The 14,367-nt window shown below is 65.7% G+C and carries 13 protein-coding genes; 3 read left to right on the top strand and 10 right to left on the bottom strand.

Translation table 11 applies throughout. The annotated features are described in order from the left end of the window. Positions 1-9 precede the first annotated feature (9 nt). Positions 10-1,605, bottom strand: a complete 1,596-nt coding sequence (locus J2R78_RS26230; protein WP_253607370.1) for a GMC family oxidoreductase — start codon at positions 1,603-1,605, stop codon at positions 10-12. Then, a complete protein-coding gene (locus J2R78_RS26225) occupies positions 1,605-2,732 on the bottom strand; it encodes a mandelate racemase/muconate lactonizing enzyme family protein (RefSeq protein ID WP_253607368.1) in 1,128 nt (375 codons plus the stop codon). Before J2R78_RS26225 ends, J2R78_RS26230 begins: the two co-directional genes overlap by 1 nt. Before the next feature lie 122 nt (positions 2,733-2,854). Between J2R78_RS26225 and J2R78_RS26220 the strand changes: the two genes are divergently transcribed. From J2R78_RS26220 to J2R78_RS26210, 3 genes are read left to right on the top strand one after another with little or no spacing between them, the layout of a single operon-like run. Further along, entirely contained in the window at positions 2,855-3,610 is a 756-nt protein-coding gene (locus tag J2R78_RS26220) for an ABC transporter permease (protein ID WP_225163506.1), read from the top strand. Beyond that, positions 3,607-4,416: an ABC transporter ATP-binding protein gene (locus tag J2R78_RS26215; RefSeq protein ID WP_168856291.1), complete on the top strand. Its 810-nt coding sequence runs from the start codon at positions 3,607-3,609 to the stop codon at positions 4,414-4,416. Before J2R78_RS26220 ends, J2R78_RS26215 begins: the two co-directional genes overlap by 4 nt. 22 nt (positions 4,417-4,438) lie before the next feature. After that, the gene (locus J2R78_RS26210) at positions 4,439-5,434 is read left to right on the top strand and encodes an ABC transporter substrate-binding protein (RefSeq protein ID WP_028335663.1); all 996 of its coding nucleotides are present in this window, start codon (positions 4,439-4,441) and stop codon (positions 5,432-5,434) included. Between the two features lie 23 nt (positions 5,435-5,457). On the opposite strand, the gene J2R78_RS26205 is transcribed toward J2R78_RS26210, so the two are convergent. Genes J2R78_RS26205 through J2R78_RS26170 form a run of 8 tightly spaced genes read right to left on the bottom strand, consistent with a single transcriptional unit; the run spans position 5,458 to position 14,362 of the window. After that, positions 5,458-6,966, bottom strand: coding sequence for a glycerol-3-phosphate dehydrogenase (locus J2R78_RS26205; RefSeq protein ID WP_253607366.1), 1,509 nt, complete (start codon positions 6,964-6,966; stop codon positions 5,458-5,460). Then, positions 6,963-7,691: a class II aldolase/adducin family protein gene (locus tag J2R78_RS26200; protein WP_172647311.1), complete on the bottom strand. Its 729-nt coding sequence runs from the start codon at positions 7,689-7,691 to the stop codon at positions 6,963-6,965. Before J2R78_RS26200 ends, J2R78_RS26205 begins: the two co-directional genes overlap by 4 nt. A 17-nt stretch (positions 7,692-7,708) precedes the next feature. Then, a complete protein-coding gene (locus J2R78_RS26195; RefSeq protein ID WP_253607365.1) occupies positions 7,709-8,749 on the bottom strand; it encodes a 2-hydroxyacid dehydrogenase in 1,041 nt (346 codons plus the stop codon). Next, positions 8,742-10,322 carry an FGGY-family carbohydrate kinase gene (locus J2R78_RS26190; protein ID WP_253607364.1) on the bottom strand — a complete coding sequence of 527 codons (1,581 nt, stop codon included), beginning with the start codon at positions 10,320-10,322 and terminating at the stop codon, positions 8,742-8,744. Before J2R78_RS26190 ends, J2R78_RS26195 begins: the two co-directional genes overlap by 8 nt. A 2-nt stretch (positions 10,323-10,324) precedes the next feature. Beyond that, positions 10,325-11,440: an ABC transporter ATP-binding protein gene (locus tag J2R78_RS26185; protein ID WP_375167063.1), complete on the bottom strand. Its 1,116-nt coding sequence runs from the start codon at positions 11,438-11,440 to the stop codon at positions 10,325-10,327. A gap of 12 nt (positions 11,441-11,452) precedes the next feature. Beyond that, positions 11,453-12,556 carry an ABC transporter ATP-binding protein gene (locus J2R78_RS26180; RefSeq protein ID WP_253607363.1) on the bottom strand — a complete coding sequence of 368 codons (1,104 nt, stop codon included), beginning with the start codon at positions 12,554-12,556 and terminating at the stop codon, positions 11,453-11,455. 4 nt (positions 12,557-12,560) lie between these two features. After that, the gene (locus tag J2R78_RS26175; RefSeq protein WP_018273209.1) at positions 12,561-13,418 is read right to left on the bottom strand and encodes a carbohydrate ABC transporter permease; all 858 of its coding nucleotides are present in this window, start codon (positions 13,416-13,418) and stop codon (positions 12,561-12,563) included. 14 nt (positions 13,419-13,432) lie between these two features. Next, positions 13,433-14,362 (bottom strand): carbohydrate ABC transporter permease, encoded by a 930-nt coding sequence (locus tag J2R78_RS26170; protein WP_176937041.1) that lies wholly within the window; start codon positions 14,360-14,362, stop codon positions 13,433-13,435. Positions 14,363-14,367: the final 5 nt, after the last annotated feature.

Here is a 14,367-nt window from a genome sequence, read left to right as displayed (position 1 = left end):
GCGGCCCAATCACGGCATGACAAGGGCTGCACCGCGTTCCCCGATCATCAGGCTCGCCGCATTGGTATTGGCCGAGGTGATCTGCGGCATCACCGAGGCGTCGATGACGCGCAGCCGCTCGACGCCGCGCACCCGCAGCTGCGGATCGAGTACTGCCCGCTCGTCGCTGCCCATGCGGCAGGTGCCCACGCAGTGAAACACCGTGCCGCCGGTGTTGCGCGCAAACTCCCACAGCCCGGCATCGTTACTTGCGGCCTGGCCCGGCACCATTTCGACGTCCCAGAGCGGGCGGAACGCCTTTTGCTGATAGATCTCGCGCAAGATCTTCAGGCCGGCAACAATGGTCTTGCGGTCGATCTCCTCGGCGAAATAATTGGGCGCGATCAGCGGCTGCTCGAACGGATCGGCCGAGCGGATCGCGAGCTGTCCGCGCGACCGGCCGTGGCATTGCCAGACCGAGGCCGTGAAGCCGGAATAGCTGTGGAGGGGTTCGCCGGGCTTGTCGACGGAGAGCGGCATCACGTTGAACTGCACGTCGGGACGGCCACCGACCGCATATTCGGTACAGGCCGCTCCGCCCACCTGTCCCGCCCCCACCGTCAACGGTCCCCGTCCGGCCAGCATCCATTGCAACCCCATCTTCGCGAGTTCGACAGGATGGCGGACCTGGTCATTGAGCGAGATCCGCTCCTTCAGGCGCACGATCAGCCGTGCCTGATAGTGGTCCTGCAGATTGGAGCCGACTTCGGGCGAGTCGGTGACGACGGCAATACCGTGCTTGCGAAGCAGGTCGGCCGGACCAATCCCGGAAAGCTGGAGGATTTGCGGCGATTGCAGCGCGCCGCCCGACAGGATGACCTCGCGATTGGCTGTCGCGCGATGAACCTGCCCTTTGCTGATCCACTCGACGCCGGTCGCGACGCGGCCGTTGAAAGTGACTTTGCTCACCTGCGCATGCGTGATGATGGTCAGGTTGCGCCGGTCGGCAATCGGTCGAAGAAAGGCGGATGCCGAGCTGGTCCGCCAATGCCGCCCGATGCCAAGCTGATAGGCACCGACGCCAAGCGTCGTCGCGCCGTTGAAGTCGGGATTGCGCGGCAGGCCGAACTGCACGCCCGCCTCCACCCAGGCCCTCGACGCCGGATTGTCGTTACGGAGATCGGAGACCTCGAACTCACCGAGGCCGCCGTGAAACTGGCTCTCGCCGCCGCGATAGCGCTCGTAGCGCCGGAAATTGGGCAGGACGTCGCGATAGTTCCAGCCGTCGGCGCCGAGACGTTCCCAGTCGTCAAAATCCTCGTGCTGGCCGCGGATGAAGATCAGGCCGTTGATCGACGACGATCCGCCGAGCACGCGGCCACGCGGCCAGACGATGGCGCGACCGCCGCTTCCTTCCGACGGCTCGGTCTTGAACAGGCGCGAGAAGCGCTCGTTGTAGATGGTCCGGTAATACCCGACCGGCAGCTTGAGCCAGAAATTCCGGTCCGATCCGCCGGCTTCGAGCAACAACACGCGGCAGGCAGGATCGGCTGACAGTCTGTTTGCGACCACACAGCCGGCCGACCCCGCACCAACGATGATGTAATCGTAGCCAAGCCCCGACATCACGCGGTCCGGTATTGTTCGATCGAGGCAAGATCGGGCGCGATGCCGAGACCCGCCTCGTCGCCGAGCTCGATCATTCCATCGCTGACGTGCAGCACGGGGCCGCAGAATTGATCCCGCAGCGGGTTCTCATTGCTGTCGACCTCCAGCAGTCCCTCGCCGCCGACGCCCGCCAGAAGATGCGCCGACGCCAACAGGCCGATGCCGGCGCCGAGATAGTGCGGACAGAACATCTTGCCTGACGTCAGGATGTCGCGGGCGATGCCGGCGCAAGCCGAAAGCCCGCCCCACTTGGCGATGTCGGGCTGGACGACACCGAGAACCGGCTCGCTCAGCACCTCGGCAAAGCCAGCGTGGCTCGCGATGTTCTCACCGGCCGCGAGCCGAAAACGGATCGTCTCGTGCAGCTGCTTCCATTCCTGCCGCGGACGGTCCGCGCGGATCGGCTCCTCGAGCCAGGCAAGGCCGAACGGCTCGAGCTGCGGCGCACGCTCGATCGCCTGCGCGATGGTCCAGCCCTGGTTGACATCGGCCGCAAGCATGCCATCGCCGACGAGGCGGCGCAGCGCGGCGAGATTGGCCTGGTCGCCTGCCGGATCGAAGCCGATCTTCAGCTTCAAGGCGCGATAGCCGCGGCCGAGCGCTGCTTCCGCCGCTCGCTCCGATCCGACCGGATTGATGCCGCTGGCGTAGACTTTTATCCGCTTCCGCGATCCGCCGAGCAATCTCCACAACGCAACGTTCCGGCGCCGCGCATGGAGATCCCAGACCGCAAGATCGATGCCGGCGATCGACTGCGCGAATGGGCCCGCTTCGCCAGATTGCAACGCGAGCACCGAAGTTCCCTGCGTCAGTCGCTCGAATGCGGCACCAGGTTCGCTTGCCCTGAATCCGACAAGCGCCGGTGCCAGGACCTCGTTGACCAGCCGAACACGATGCTCGGCGCCCGGCGCGGGAAAGTTGCACCAGACCTCGCCCCAGCCCACGTAACCGTCCGTGTCCTCGACCCGAACGAACACGGCAGGCCGGTCCCCCATCCGCCCGAACGAGGTGATGACCGGTGTCGTCAGAGGATAACGAAAGCCAAAGGCCTGGACGCTCCGGATGGTGAAAGGCGGCGATGTCATGCGCGGAAAAGCCTGCGGCGCCTACGACCAAAGCGGCGCTTGTATGGTCATCCTATTTATAATATGACTTGGGCAAACATCAACTGCAATCTGGGTGGGCGCGTCGAATGGACGGAGCTGGCGTGAGACGCTTTGGTCTCGGGTTGATACCGTGGGTCGGTGCGATCCTGCTCTGGTATGCCGTGCGCTGGAGCGGCTTCGTCAACGCATCGCTGATCCCCGCCCCGCACCAGGTCGCCGCGAAGTTCGTCGAGCTTCTCACCAAGGAAGGCCTCCTGATCGACATCTTCGCCTCGACCAGGCGCGTCTTCTTCGGCGTCTCGCTTGGAATTCTCGTCGCGGTGCCCGTCGGCTTCCTGCTCGGATGGTATCGCCCGGCCCGCACCTTCGCCGACCCCATGATCAATTTCTTCCGCGCGCTGCCGCCGATCGCGCTGATCCCGCTCGTCATCGTCTATTTCGGCGTCGACGAGCTCGCAAAGCTCGTCATCCTGTTCTACGCCTCGTTCTTCTCCGGCGTGATCGTCATGTATGAGGGTGTCTCGCAGATCACGCCGCTCTATATCCGCGTGGCGCAGACGCTCGGCGCCAATCAGGCGGAAATCTTCCGCAAGGTGATCATTCCCCTCACCGTTCCGCACATCCTCACCGCGCTGCGGGTCGCGCTTGGGGTAGCCTGGGCGACGCTGGTGGCATCCGAACTGATCGCGGCCCAGCGTGGGCTTGGCGCCATGATCCAGAATGCATCGACCTACTTCCTGCTCGACGTCATCTATGTCGGCATCATCTGCATCGGCCTGATCGCGCTGATCATGGACATGATCCTGCGCAAGATCACGGCCCGGTTGCTGGTCTGGCAGGATCGGGCCATCGCATGACCACGCGTGCACAGTTCGACAAGGTTTCGCTTGCCTTCGAGACCCCGAAGGGACGCCTCAACGTCGTCGAGGATGTCAGCTACGATATCAACGATGGCGATTTCATCGCGGTGATCGGCCCTTCAGGCTGCGGCAAGACCACGATGATGAGCATGCTCGCGGGCTTCCAGAAGCCGACAACCGGAAGCGTGCTGTTCGACGGGCGGCCCGTCACGGGTCCTGGTCCCGAGCGCGGCGTCATCTTCCAGGAATATGGCGTCTTCCCGTGGCTGACGGTGAAACAGAACATCGCTTTCGGCCTGACGCTCCGAGCCAATCACGTCGCGGCCGGCGAGCGTGATTCGATCTGCGATCACTATCTCGGCCTGATGGGGCTGTCCGACTTCGCCAACTCCTATCCGAAGCATTTGTCCGGCGGCATGCGGCAGCGGCTCGCGATCGCGCGGGCTTACGCGGTCAAGCCGCAGTTCCTGCTGATGGACGAGCCGTTCGGTGCGCTCGACGCCCAGACCCGTTCCAACATGCAGAACCTGCTGCTCAAGGTGCTCCAGACCGAAGGCAAGACGGTCATGCTGATCACCCACTCCGTGGAGGAGGCGATCTATCTCGCGTCCCGTATCGTGGTGGTGACCGCGCGGCCGGCGCGGATCAGGCAGATCATCGACGTGCCGTTCGCCTATCCGCGCGATGAATCGATCCAGGAACGGCCCGAATTCGGCGAGCTGCGAAGCTATATCAAGCATCTGGTGATGGACGAGTATCGCGCCCAGCAGGCGCAGATGCGTCCGGTCTCTTTCTCGGAATAAACAACACAGCGGAGGACGACCTATGGATCGGCGACAATTTCTGACCACGACGGCCGGGCTTGCCCTGGGGTCCTTCACCGCCGCAGCCCCTGCGATTGCTCAGGCAAAAACAAAAGTTCGTGTCGGCTATCTGCACACCGTTGCCGTCGACGGCCAGATCTGGACCGGCATGGACCGCGGTTCCTTCGAAAAGCAGGGACTGGATCTCGAGCTGCGGCAGTTCAATACCGGCCTCGAAATCTTCCAGGCGCTGATCGGCGGCAGCCTCGACGTGCTGGCGACGGGCGCCGTGCTCTCGAACTTCCCCGCCCGCGGCCAGGGCAAGGTCTTCCTCATCAACGACATCGAGGTCGCGACCGCACAGCTCTGGGTGCGCGGCGATCAGGGCATCAAGTCATTCGAGGACCTGAAGGGCAAGCGGATCGCAACTGCGACCGGCACCACCGCGCATGTGTTCCTGGACACCGCGCTGCGCGCGAACAAGGTCGATCCCAAACAGGTCGAACTCGTCAACCAGACCATGCCGGCCGCCGTAACCGCCTTCATTTCAGGCGCGGTACCTGCCGTCGCGCTCTGGGTGCCTTTCAACGTGACGGTTCGCGACAAGGTGCCGGGCGCGGTCAAGCTCGCCGACGCCTCAGCCTATTATCCAAAGGCCGCGATCATCGGCGGCTGGGCCGCGGCCAACGACTATTACGAGCCCAACAAGGAAACGCTGGCGAAGCTGATCCGTGGCTGGGCCGATGCCAATGACTACATCATCGCGAACAGCACCGAAGCGATGGAAAAGCTGCAGAAGGGCCACTACAGCCAGACGCCGATGGCCGACATCGACGAATCGTTCAAGGCGCAGAAGATGTTCTCGTCACGGGACTGGAAGCGGATGTATTCCGACGGCACGGTCACCAACTGGCTGCAGCAATCGACCGACTTCTTCATGGCCAATGCCGGCATCAAGGACTTTACCCCGGCAAGCAAATATTTCGATCCGAGCCTGTATTTGAAAACGATTGCGTGACGCACCTGGACGCAAATCGCGTCCTAGAGGTAGCTCTCGAACGCGACCCGCTGCGCGGGCGTCAAGTGTAAGCCGTGCTTGGTGCGCCGGTCCAGGAAGTCGGCAGGCTTCCTGGCCCACTCCTTCTCGCGAAGATACACCGCTTCGCATTCATAGAACTCACCGCCGAAATGACGGCCGAGGTCTACGGCGCGGCGGACCGGACCCAGCAGTTGGCGCGCGCGCGTCCCATAGAGACGGGCATAGTGATGGATGAGCGTTCGCGGCAAATCGGGATAGTCGCGTGCCAGCCGATTTGCGAACTCATCGAAGCTGCCGCCGATGCCGCCGCCCGGCAGCGGCCGATCCGCGGTCCAGGCCGACGACAGCTTCGGAAACCACGGCGCGAGGCGCTGCAGCGCCTGCTCCGCCAGCCGGCGGTAGGTCGTGATCTTGCCGCCGAAGATCGACAGCAGCGGCGGCACATCCTGCGCGCCATGAACCTCGAACACATAGTCGCGCGTCACGGCCGACGGATTGTCGGCGTTGTCGTCGTAGAGCGGCCGGACCCCGGAGAACACATGCACGATCTCGCCGGCCTGCGGCGGCGTTCGGAAATAGCGGCGCAAGACCTGCAACAGGTAATCGGTCTCGTCCTCGCCGATCGCGACGTCCTCGGCGCGGCCGTGATAGGGAATGTCTGTGGTGCCGATCAACGCGAGATCGCCCTCATAGGGGTTGACGAAGATCACCCGGCGATCGCTGTTCTGCAGCAGATAGGCCTGCGGCCCGCTCCAGAATTTCGGCACCACTATATGGCTGCCCTTGACCAGCCGTACGCTCTGGGCCGAGTTCAGACCCGCCACGCCCTGGATGACATCCTGAACCCACGGCCCGGCGGCGTTGACCAGCGCGCGCGACCGCACGACCTGCGTTGTGCCGTCGTCGCCGTGCATGTCGAGCAGCCAGGTCTCGCCGTCGCGGCGCGCGCGCACCGCCCGCGTGCGCGGCAGGATGCAGGCGCCGTTCTGCGCGGCATCGATCAAATTGAGGATCACCAGCCTGCTGTCATCGACCCAGCAGTCCGAATATTCGAAGCCTCGCCGGAACTCCTGACGCAGCGGCGCGCCCTCTGGAGCGTGGGACAGATCCAGGCTGCGGCTCGCCGGCAGCTGCTTGCGGCCACCGAGATGGTCGTAGAGCAACAGGCCGGTGCGGACCAGCCACGCCGGCCGCTGCTCCGGCGAATGCGGCAGTACGAAGCGCATCGGCCAGATGATGTGCGGCGCCGAGGCGAGCAGCACCTCGCGCTCGATCAACGCCTCGCGCACCAGGCGGAACTCATAATATTCGAGATAGCGCAGCCCGCCGTGGATCAGCTTGCCCGAGCGCGACGAGGTGCCCTCGGCGAAATCATCCTTCTCGCACAGCAGCACTTTCAGGCCGCGGCCGGCGGCGTCGCGGGCGATACCGGCACCGTTGATGCCGCCACCGATCACCGCGATATCGACCAGCCCGTGATCCGTACCTGCGACCGGCGCAGTGCCCGTCATCGCTTGCTGCTGCGCCGTTTCTCGGCGCGGCGCGGCGCTGCCTTTGCCGTTGCGCGGGCCTTGTTCGGCTTCGGCGCCTGCAGGCCGTAGGTGGAGAATCCCTTCGCGGTGTCGGCAATCTCCTCGTCGGTCAGGATGACGCGCGAATCGAGCGCCAGCGAGAGGTAGTACTGACGCGCGATGGTCTCGAGCTCGACCGCGAGCCACATCGCCTTGTCGAGATTGGCGCCGAGCGCGATCATGCCGTGATTGGCGAGCAGGCAGCCATTGCGTCCTTCGAGCGCCGCGATCGCATGATCGGACAATTCCTTGGTGCCGTAGCGCGCGTAGCCGGCGCAGCGGATCTCGGTGCCGCCGAACGCCGCCATCATGTAGTGGCAGGCCGGGATCGGCTTGCGCGCGATGGCGAGCACGGTCGCGTAGGTCGAGTGAGTATGGACGATGGCGCCGACATCGGGCCGGGCGCGCGTGATGTCGAGATGGAAGCGCCATTCGGTGGACGGCTGCAGCGGCCCCTCCCACGCACCATAGTCACCCTCAAGCGGCATCGAGGCGATCATCTCCGGCTTCATCGAATCGTAGGGCGTCGCCGACGGCGTGATCAGCATCCGGTCCTTGTAGCGGGCGGAGATGTTGCCCGATGTCCCCTGGTTGAGACCCGACGCATTCATCCACCGGCACTTGGCGATGATCGCCTCGCGCAACTGTCGTTCCTCACGGGTCATACGAACTGCCTTTCTCTTCAGCACGGATTGCGTGGCGGCTCGCCGGCCAGGAAGCGGCGAACCTCTTCGGCCGCCTGCACGGCGGCCACGGTGACCGTACGCACGGAGGCGCCCGCGATGTGCGGCGTCAGCGTGACGTTGGGAAGTCGCAAGAGCGGCCAGTCCGCCGGAACCGGCTCGACCGCGAAGGTGTCGAGCATGGCGCCGCCGAGATGCCCCGATGCCAGCGCATCATGCAGCGCTTCGTAGTCGACCAGCGGACCGCGCGCGGTGTTGATCAGGAACGCGCCCGGCTTGATCCGCGCCAGCGCCTCGCGCCCGATGAAACGGGTGGTCTCCGGCGTCACCCGGGCGTGCAGCGTGACGACGTCAGCGCGGCCGAGCAATTCGCCGAGCGCGACATGCTCGACGCCGTCATTGCGGTCCTGGGCGCTGAGCTGGACATAGGGGTCGGCGACCAGGATCTTGCAGCCGAAGGCCTTCAGCAGCTTGACCACGCGGCTGCCGATCGCGCCGTAGCCGACAATGCCGACCGTCATCTCGCCGAGCTCGCGCCCGGTACGGTCGGCGCGATAGAGATCGCCGCGCCATTCCCCGCCTCGCAGCGCCTCGTGACCGCTGCGGATCAGGCGCGTCTCGGCGAGGATCGCGCCGATGGTGAACTCCGCGACCGCGCTCGCATTGCGGCCGGGCGTATTGACCACCAGCACGTTGTGGTCGCGCGCCGCCTGCATGTCGATGTTGACCGGGCCGCCGCGCGACACCGCGATGAACTTCAGCTTCGGCAGCCGCTCCAGCATCGACCGCGAGATCGGGGCCAGATGCGTGACGAGCAGCTCGGCATCGCCGATGAAGCCGATGATCTCGTCGGGCTGCCCCATGAACTCCTTCAGGCCATCGAGCTTCGAGCCGGCGTAACCGTGCTCCATCGGCTCGTCCGGCCAGGGCTGCTCCAGGGTGCGGATATCGACGCCATCGCCGCAGGCTGATCGGATGTGCTCGGCGAACACCGAGGGCAGCATGAAGCGGTCGCCCACGATGGCGATGGACTTAGACATGATCGCCTCCGGCGCGCAGCGCGGCGAGTTGCTTCCAGACCGGCCGCGACGCCAGCCTTGCCTCGAGATAGGTCGGGAAGATGCTGGCATAGCGCTTCGCCAGCGCGGCGTCCGGCGATTGCGGCGCACTTAGATGCGGCGCGACCCACTGCTCGGCACAGGCGCGCATGTCGGGATAGGCATCGATCGCGACCGCCGCGATCATCGCAGCGCCTGCGGCGCCGGCCTCGGCGCGGCTGCAGATGCGGACGTCGCAATCCAGTGCGGCCCCGAGGATGGCGCCGAGCGCACGGCTCTTCGCCGCGCCGCCTGTGATCCTGACATCGCGCGGCAGCGACCCCATCGCCGCGTAACAATCCCGTGCGGCGAAGGCCAGGCCCTCCATCACGCCGCGCATCAAGTCGCCATAGCGGTGGCGCGAGCGCAGGCCGAAGAATTGCGCGCTGGCCTCATGCGCGACGAACGGACCGCGCTCGCCGGCATCGGAAATGAACGGGTGGAACAGCACCTCGCCGGGCCTGGCCCGGAGCACCTGATCGTCGAGCCGGCGGATCAGCTCGGCGCGTGTGCGCGTCACGCCTTCCGCCGCCAGCATGTCGCAGGCGAGATCGAGCATCCAGTCAATGTTCAGCGTCGCCGCCATGTTGGACTGCATTTGGGCATAATGACCGGGCACGGGGAACGGCATGGTGTAGCCGGTTGCCTCCCGATTCAGTGTCACCGCGTCGGCGCTCGGTACCAGCCGCATATGCATGCCGGTCGAGCCGATGATGGTGCAGCCGACATCGGGTGACGGATCGTAGAGCCCGGCGCCGAGCGCATTGCAGATCACGTCCACATAGCCGAGGCAGACCGGCACACCTTCCGGCAGGCCGATCTCGATGGCGGCGGCCGCGGTCAGCGGATGCGTCATGACCGCGCCGTCAACGACCGGCGGGAACAGGCGCGTCAGGTCGGCGATACCGATCAACCGCGCGGTCTCTGCGTCGAATGCTCGCTTGCGGAAATCGCCGCAGGAGAACGTGGCTTCCGACGGATCGGTTGCGCGTTCACCGGTGAGCAGGAAATAAAGCCAGTCCTTGCAGTGGAAGGCCGTGGTCGCGCTGGCGATCGTGTCGGGCATGTGGGCCTGCAGCCAGGCCAGTTGCGGCCCTTGCTGGCAGGCATTGAGCCCGGAGCCGGTTCGACGGTAAAGGATCGCGCTGTGCTCGCTGCCGCGAATCGCCTCGACCAGCCGCCCGGCGCGCGAGTCGAGCCACAGCAGCGCCGGCGCGACCGGCCGGCCGTCGTCATCGATCAGCCAGGTGCCGTCGCCCTGCCCGGTCACCGCGACGGCCGCGATCCGCGCCGACAGGTCAGGCACGGACTTCGCCAGCGCACGAATGACCGCGACCGTATCGCTCCAGGTCCGCGCCATGTCCTGCTCGACATGGCCGCTGGCCGGGCTAACGTAGGCGTTCGGCCGCGAGACATCGGCTAGTTGCTCGCCATTCAACGTGAACGCCACCGCCTTGATCAGGGAGGTGCCGGCGTCAATGCCGATGATCACGTCGCGGCTGGCGGAAGCGGTCATCGTCACGCTCCCTCCGCATGACGAATGCAGGTCCCGTCCCCGCCGAAGATGTGCAGGTGACGCGACTCCAGCGTGAACGAGATGATCTCTCCCGGCCGCGCGGCGACGCGGCCCGGCGTCACCGCGATCAGCATGCGGCCGCCGCAATCGCCGGCGACATGCGATTGATCGCCGAGCCACTGATTGGAGACGACCTTGACCCTGACGTCACCGGTCCCGACCACGATCTTCTGCGGACGAATGCCGATCCGCACCTGCGGCGTGGCCGCGAGCGTCTTCGCCGCCTCAACGTCGAGTCCGGCGCCGGCGATATCGAAACGCATGTCGGTTCCGACCGACAGGCGGAAGCCGCCATCCGACCGCGTCACCTCCGCCTCGAGCAGGTTCATCGGCGGCTCGCCGATGAAGCTTGCAACGAACAGATTGGCGGGCCGGCCCTTCAGCTCCTTCTCGCTGGCGAACTGCTGCAGCACGCCGCCTTCCATGACAGCGATGCGGTCGGCCAGCGCGCTCGCTTCGGTCTGGTCGTGGGTGACGAAGATCGCGGTCATGCCGCGCTCGGCAAGCAGGCTCTTGATCCGGCCGCGCAGCACCGCGCGCAGCTGCGGTTCGAGCTGCCCCATCGGCTCATCGAGCAGATAAAGATCGGCGTCGCGCACCAGCGCCCGCGCCAGCGACACGCGCTGCTGCTGGCCGCCTGAGATCGCGCGCGGATAGCTGTCGAGGATGTCCTCGATCTCGACCAGGCGGGCGATCTCGTCGACGCGGCGCGTTACCTCCGCGCGCGGCAGTTGGGCGGATTTCAGCGCGAAAGCGATGTTCTCGCGAACCGTGAGCGGCGGATAGAGCGAGTAACCCTCGAACGCCATCGCGACCTTGCGCCGCGCCGGCGGCAGCTCGTGGATCCGCCGCCCGCCGAGCGCGATCGATCCGGCGGAGACGTCCTCGAAGCCTGCGATCATGCGCAATGTCGAGGTCTTGCCGCAGCCCGACGATCCCAACAGTGCGACGATCTCGCCCTTCTCGACCGCCATGTCGAGCGCGCGCACCGCATGCACCGGCTCTTTGCCGCGGCTGCGATAGACCTTGTCGATGCCTCGAAGCTCGAGCATGTCCATGACCATCCGCTCCTATGCCGCCTTGAGCCGGTGCGACGCCCCGATCCGCAGCCCGGTCGCGCGATCGAACAGCATCGCGGCGTCGGGCGCGAAGCGAACGAAAACGGCATCGTCGGCCGCGCCTTGCGGCGCATCCGGCGGCAGCGCCGCCAGCCATTCCGTTCCGTCGGCAAGACGGAGCAGCAGCACCGCCTTCTCGTGCATCGGCGTGATCGCGAGAATGCGCGCCGGGATGGCGTCATCGGTGGATGCCGACGAGACCGCGATATCCTCGGGCCGGACGCCTAGCCAACATGCACCGCCAGGTGCTGCGCCATCGGCCGCGCCGAGCCGCATCCTGGCGCCGGCGATGTCAGCCGACAGCATGCCATGCTCCGCTACTGGCGAGACTTCCGCGAGGTTAATGGTCGGATCGCCGAACAGGCGCGCGACCGCGACCGATGCGGGTTGGGCATAGATATCGGTCGGCGTCGCGACCTGCGCGAGCCGGCCGTCGATCAAGACCGCGATGCGGTCGGCGATCGCCATCGCCTCGCGATAGTCCTGGGTGACGTAGAGCACGGCGGCAGTGCCGCGCCGCAGCAGGTTCGGCAGCTCGAGCCGCATCTCGTAGCGCAGCTTTGCGTCGACATTGCGCAGCGGATCATCCAGCAGCAGAACATCCGGATTGCCGATCAGCGCCCGCGCCAGCGCCGTGCGCTGCTTCTGTCCGTTCGACAATTCGCGCGGCGCGTGACCGAGCACGTGCTCGATCTTGAGCAGCCTGCTGATCGCGGCAACGCGGCCGGCGACATCGCCGCCGCCGGCCCTGACGCGCAGGCCGCTTGCGATATTGTCGCGGGCGGTCATGTGCGGGAACAAGGCAAAGTTCTGGAATGCCATGCCGATCCCGCGCCGCTCGGGCGGAGCACCGACCACCGAGCGGCCGCCGACCAGGATGTCGCCGTCGTCGGGCTCGAACATGCCCGCGATCATGCGCAGCAGCACGGTCTTGCCGCTGCCGGACGGTCCGAACACCGCCACGATCTCGCCGGGCTCGACAGCCAGCGACAATCCGTCGGCGGGCCGTGCCGCACCGAACGCCTTGCTCACCGAATTGATTTCGAGACGCGCCATCGGATCAGCCTTTCACCGCGCCGAGCGAGAGACCCTCGACCAGATAGCGCTGCGCATAGAGCGCAAGCAACAACGTCGGCGTCACCGACAGCACGATCGCCGCCGCGATCTGGCCGTACTGGATACCGGACGCGGTGACGAAGGCGAGCGCGCCGACCGTCACCGGCTGCTTGTCGGCGGAGGCCAGGATCAGCGCGAAGACGAAATTGTTCCAGCAGAAGATGAACGACAGCAAACCCGCCGCGGCGATCCCCGGTCCTGCCAGCGGCACCGCGATTCTGGTGAAGGCCTCGCGCCAGGAATGCCCGGCCAGTCGGTAGGCATGCTCGATATCAGGGCTGATATCCTCGAAATAACCGCGCACGATCCACAGGATCAGCGGCAGCGCGATCAACTGATAGACCCAGACGATCCCGAAGTAGGTGTCGTTGAGGCCGAGCTCCTGGTAGTACAGCGACAGCGGCAGCAGCACGAGCAGCGGCGGCGCAAAGCGGAACGACAGCAGCGTGAAGGCGATGCTCTCGCCGAGGCGGAATTTGAAGCGCGCAAAGGCGTAGGCCGCCGGCACGCCGAGCAGCAGCGCCAGCAGCACCGCCGCGCTCGACAGCACGACGCTGTTGAACAGATTGCGCATGAAGGAGATCTGCAGATTGCCGGCCGCGGTGCGCAGCTGGCCGGAGATCAGCGCCTCGTAGTTGGCAAGCGTCGGCTCGAACAGGATACGCGGCGGGATCCGCAGGATCTGCTCGTTGGTCTGGAACGACATCAGGAAGATCCAGACGATCGGAAACATGAAGAAGATCAGGATCAGCGTGAGCGCCACACCGCGGAAGATGCGACCGGCAAGGCTGGAATGTTCCATCGCGCCCCTCCCCGTCACGCGTGGCCGTGCGCACGCGCGCGCAGCCGCAGCCAGTTCTTGATGAAGATGTTCGACAGGATGTTGGTGATGAGCCAGAGGATCATTAACAGCGCCGCCGATCTGCCGACATTGGTGTACTGGAAGAATTCCAGATAGGCCTGCACCTGGAACACCATCAGCCGGTCGCCCGGCCCGCCCTGCGTCATCGCATAGATGATGTCGAACTGCTGGATCGAATCGAGCAGCCGGAACAGCGACGCCGTGATGATGTAGGGCGCCAGCATCGGCAGCGTGATGCGGAAGAACACAAAGCTCGCCGGCACGCCGTCGAGCGCCGCGGCCTCGAACGGCTGCCGCGGCAGCGAGCGCAAGCCGGCGAGCAGCAGGATCATGATGAAGGGCGTGTAGACCCAGACATCGACCAGCACGACCGTGAACAGCGCGCTCGATGGATCGGAGGCCCATTTGAAATCGGTGACGCCGAACAGGCCGACCAGATAGGACAGGATGCCGAAGCTTGGATTGGTCATCAGCTTCCACATCAGCGCGGCGATCGCCGGCGCCGTCATCAGCGGCAGCAGCAGCATGATCGACACCGCATTGTGGAAGCGGGTCGGCCGGCGCAGCAGCAGCGCGATGCCTAGACCGAGCAGCAGCTCGAGCACGACCGTGACCACAGTATAGGTGATCGAGACGCGGAACGTATTCCAGAACGCCGGGTCGGACAGGAAGTCGACATAGTTTCCGGCGCCGATGAAGCCGCGCAGATGAGGCAGGTTCAGCCGGTAGCGCTGCAGCGAGTAGACCGCCGCGGTCACGAACGGAACCAGGATCGCCACGCAGACGAGCAGCGCCGGCAGGCTGAGCAGATAGGGCAAGAGGCGCACGCGCGGCCTTGGTTTGGCCGGCGCTGCCTGCGCGTTCGTCTGGAGGAGTTGGACCATGCTCA

The organism is Bradyrhizobium sp. USDA 4538 (genome assembly GCF_024171045.1).
Classification (GTDB): Bacteria; Pseudomonadota; Alphaproteobacteria; order Rhizobiales; family Xanthobacteraceae; genus Bradyrhizobium; species Bradyrhizobium australafricanum.
The sequence above is the reverse complement of the archived record's forward strand: the minus strand, read 5'-3'. Positions and strand labels throughout refer to the sequence as shown.

Bases quoted from the DNA above. Each gene is read 5' to 3' on its own strand.
- J2R78_RS26230 (WP_253607370.1), bottom strand. From the start codon at position 1,605: ATGTCGGGGCTTGGCTACGATTACATCATCGTTGGTGCGGGGTCGGCC.
- J2R78_RS26210 (WP_028335663.1), top strand. From the start codon at position 4,439: ATGGATCGGCGACAATTTCTGACCACGACGGCCGGGCTTGCCCTGGGG.
- J2R78_RS26170 (WP_176937041.1), bottom strand. From the start codon at position 14,362: ATGGTCCAACTCCTCCAGACGAACGCGCAGGCAGCGCCGGCCAAACCA.
- J2R78_RS26195 (WP_253607365.1), bottom strand. From the start codon at position 8,749: ATGTCTAAGTCCATCGCCATCGTGGGCGACCGCTTCATGCTGCCCTCG.
- J2R78_RS26215 (WP_168856291.1), top strand. From the start codon at position 3,607: ATGACCACGCGTGCACAGTTCGACAAGGTTTCGCTTGCCTTCGAGACC.
- J2R78_RS26180 (WP_253607363.1), bottom strand. From the start codon at position 12,556: ATGGCGCGTCTCGAAATCAATTCGGTGAGCAAGGCGTTCGGTGCGGCA.
- J2R78_RS26225 (WP_253607368.1), bottom strand. From the start codon at position 2,732: ATGACATCGCCGCCTTTCACCATCCGGAGCGTCCAGGCCTTTGGCTTT.
- J2R78_RS26205 (WP_253607366.1), bottom strand. From the start codon at position 6,966: ATGACGGGCACTGCGCCGGTCGCAGGTACGGATCACGGGCTGGTCGAT.
- J2R78_RS26190 (WP_253607364.1), bottom strand. From the start codon at position 10,322: ATGACCGCTTCCGCCAGCCGCGACGTGATCATCGGCATTGACGCCGGC.
- J2R78_RS26200 (WP_172647311.1), bottom strand. From the start codon at position 7,691: ATGACCCGTGAGGAACGACAGTTGCGCGAGGCGATCATCGCCAAGTGC.
- J2R78_RS26185 (WP_375167063.1), bottom strand. From the start codon at position 11,440: ATGGACATGCTCGAGCTTCGAGGCATCGACAAGGTCTATCGCAGCCGC.
- J2R78_RS26175 (WP_018273209.1), bottom strand. From the start codon at position 13,418: ATGGAACATTCCAGCCTTGCCGGTCGCATCTTCCGCGGTGTGGCGCTC.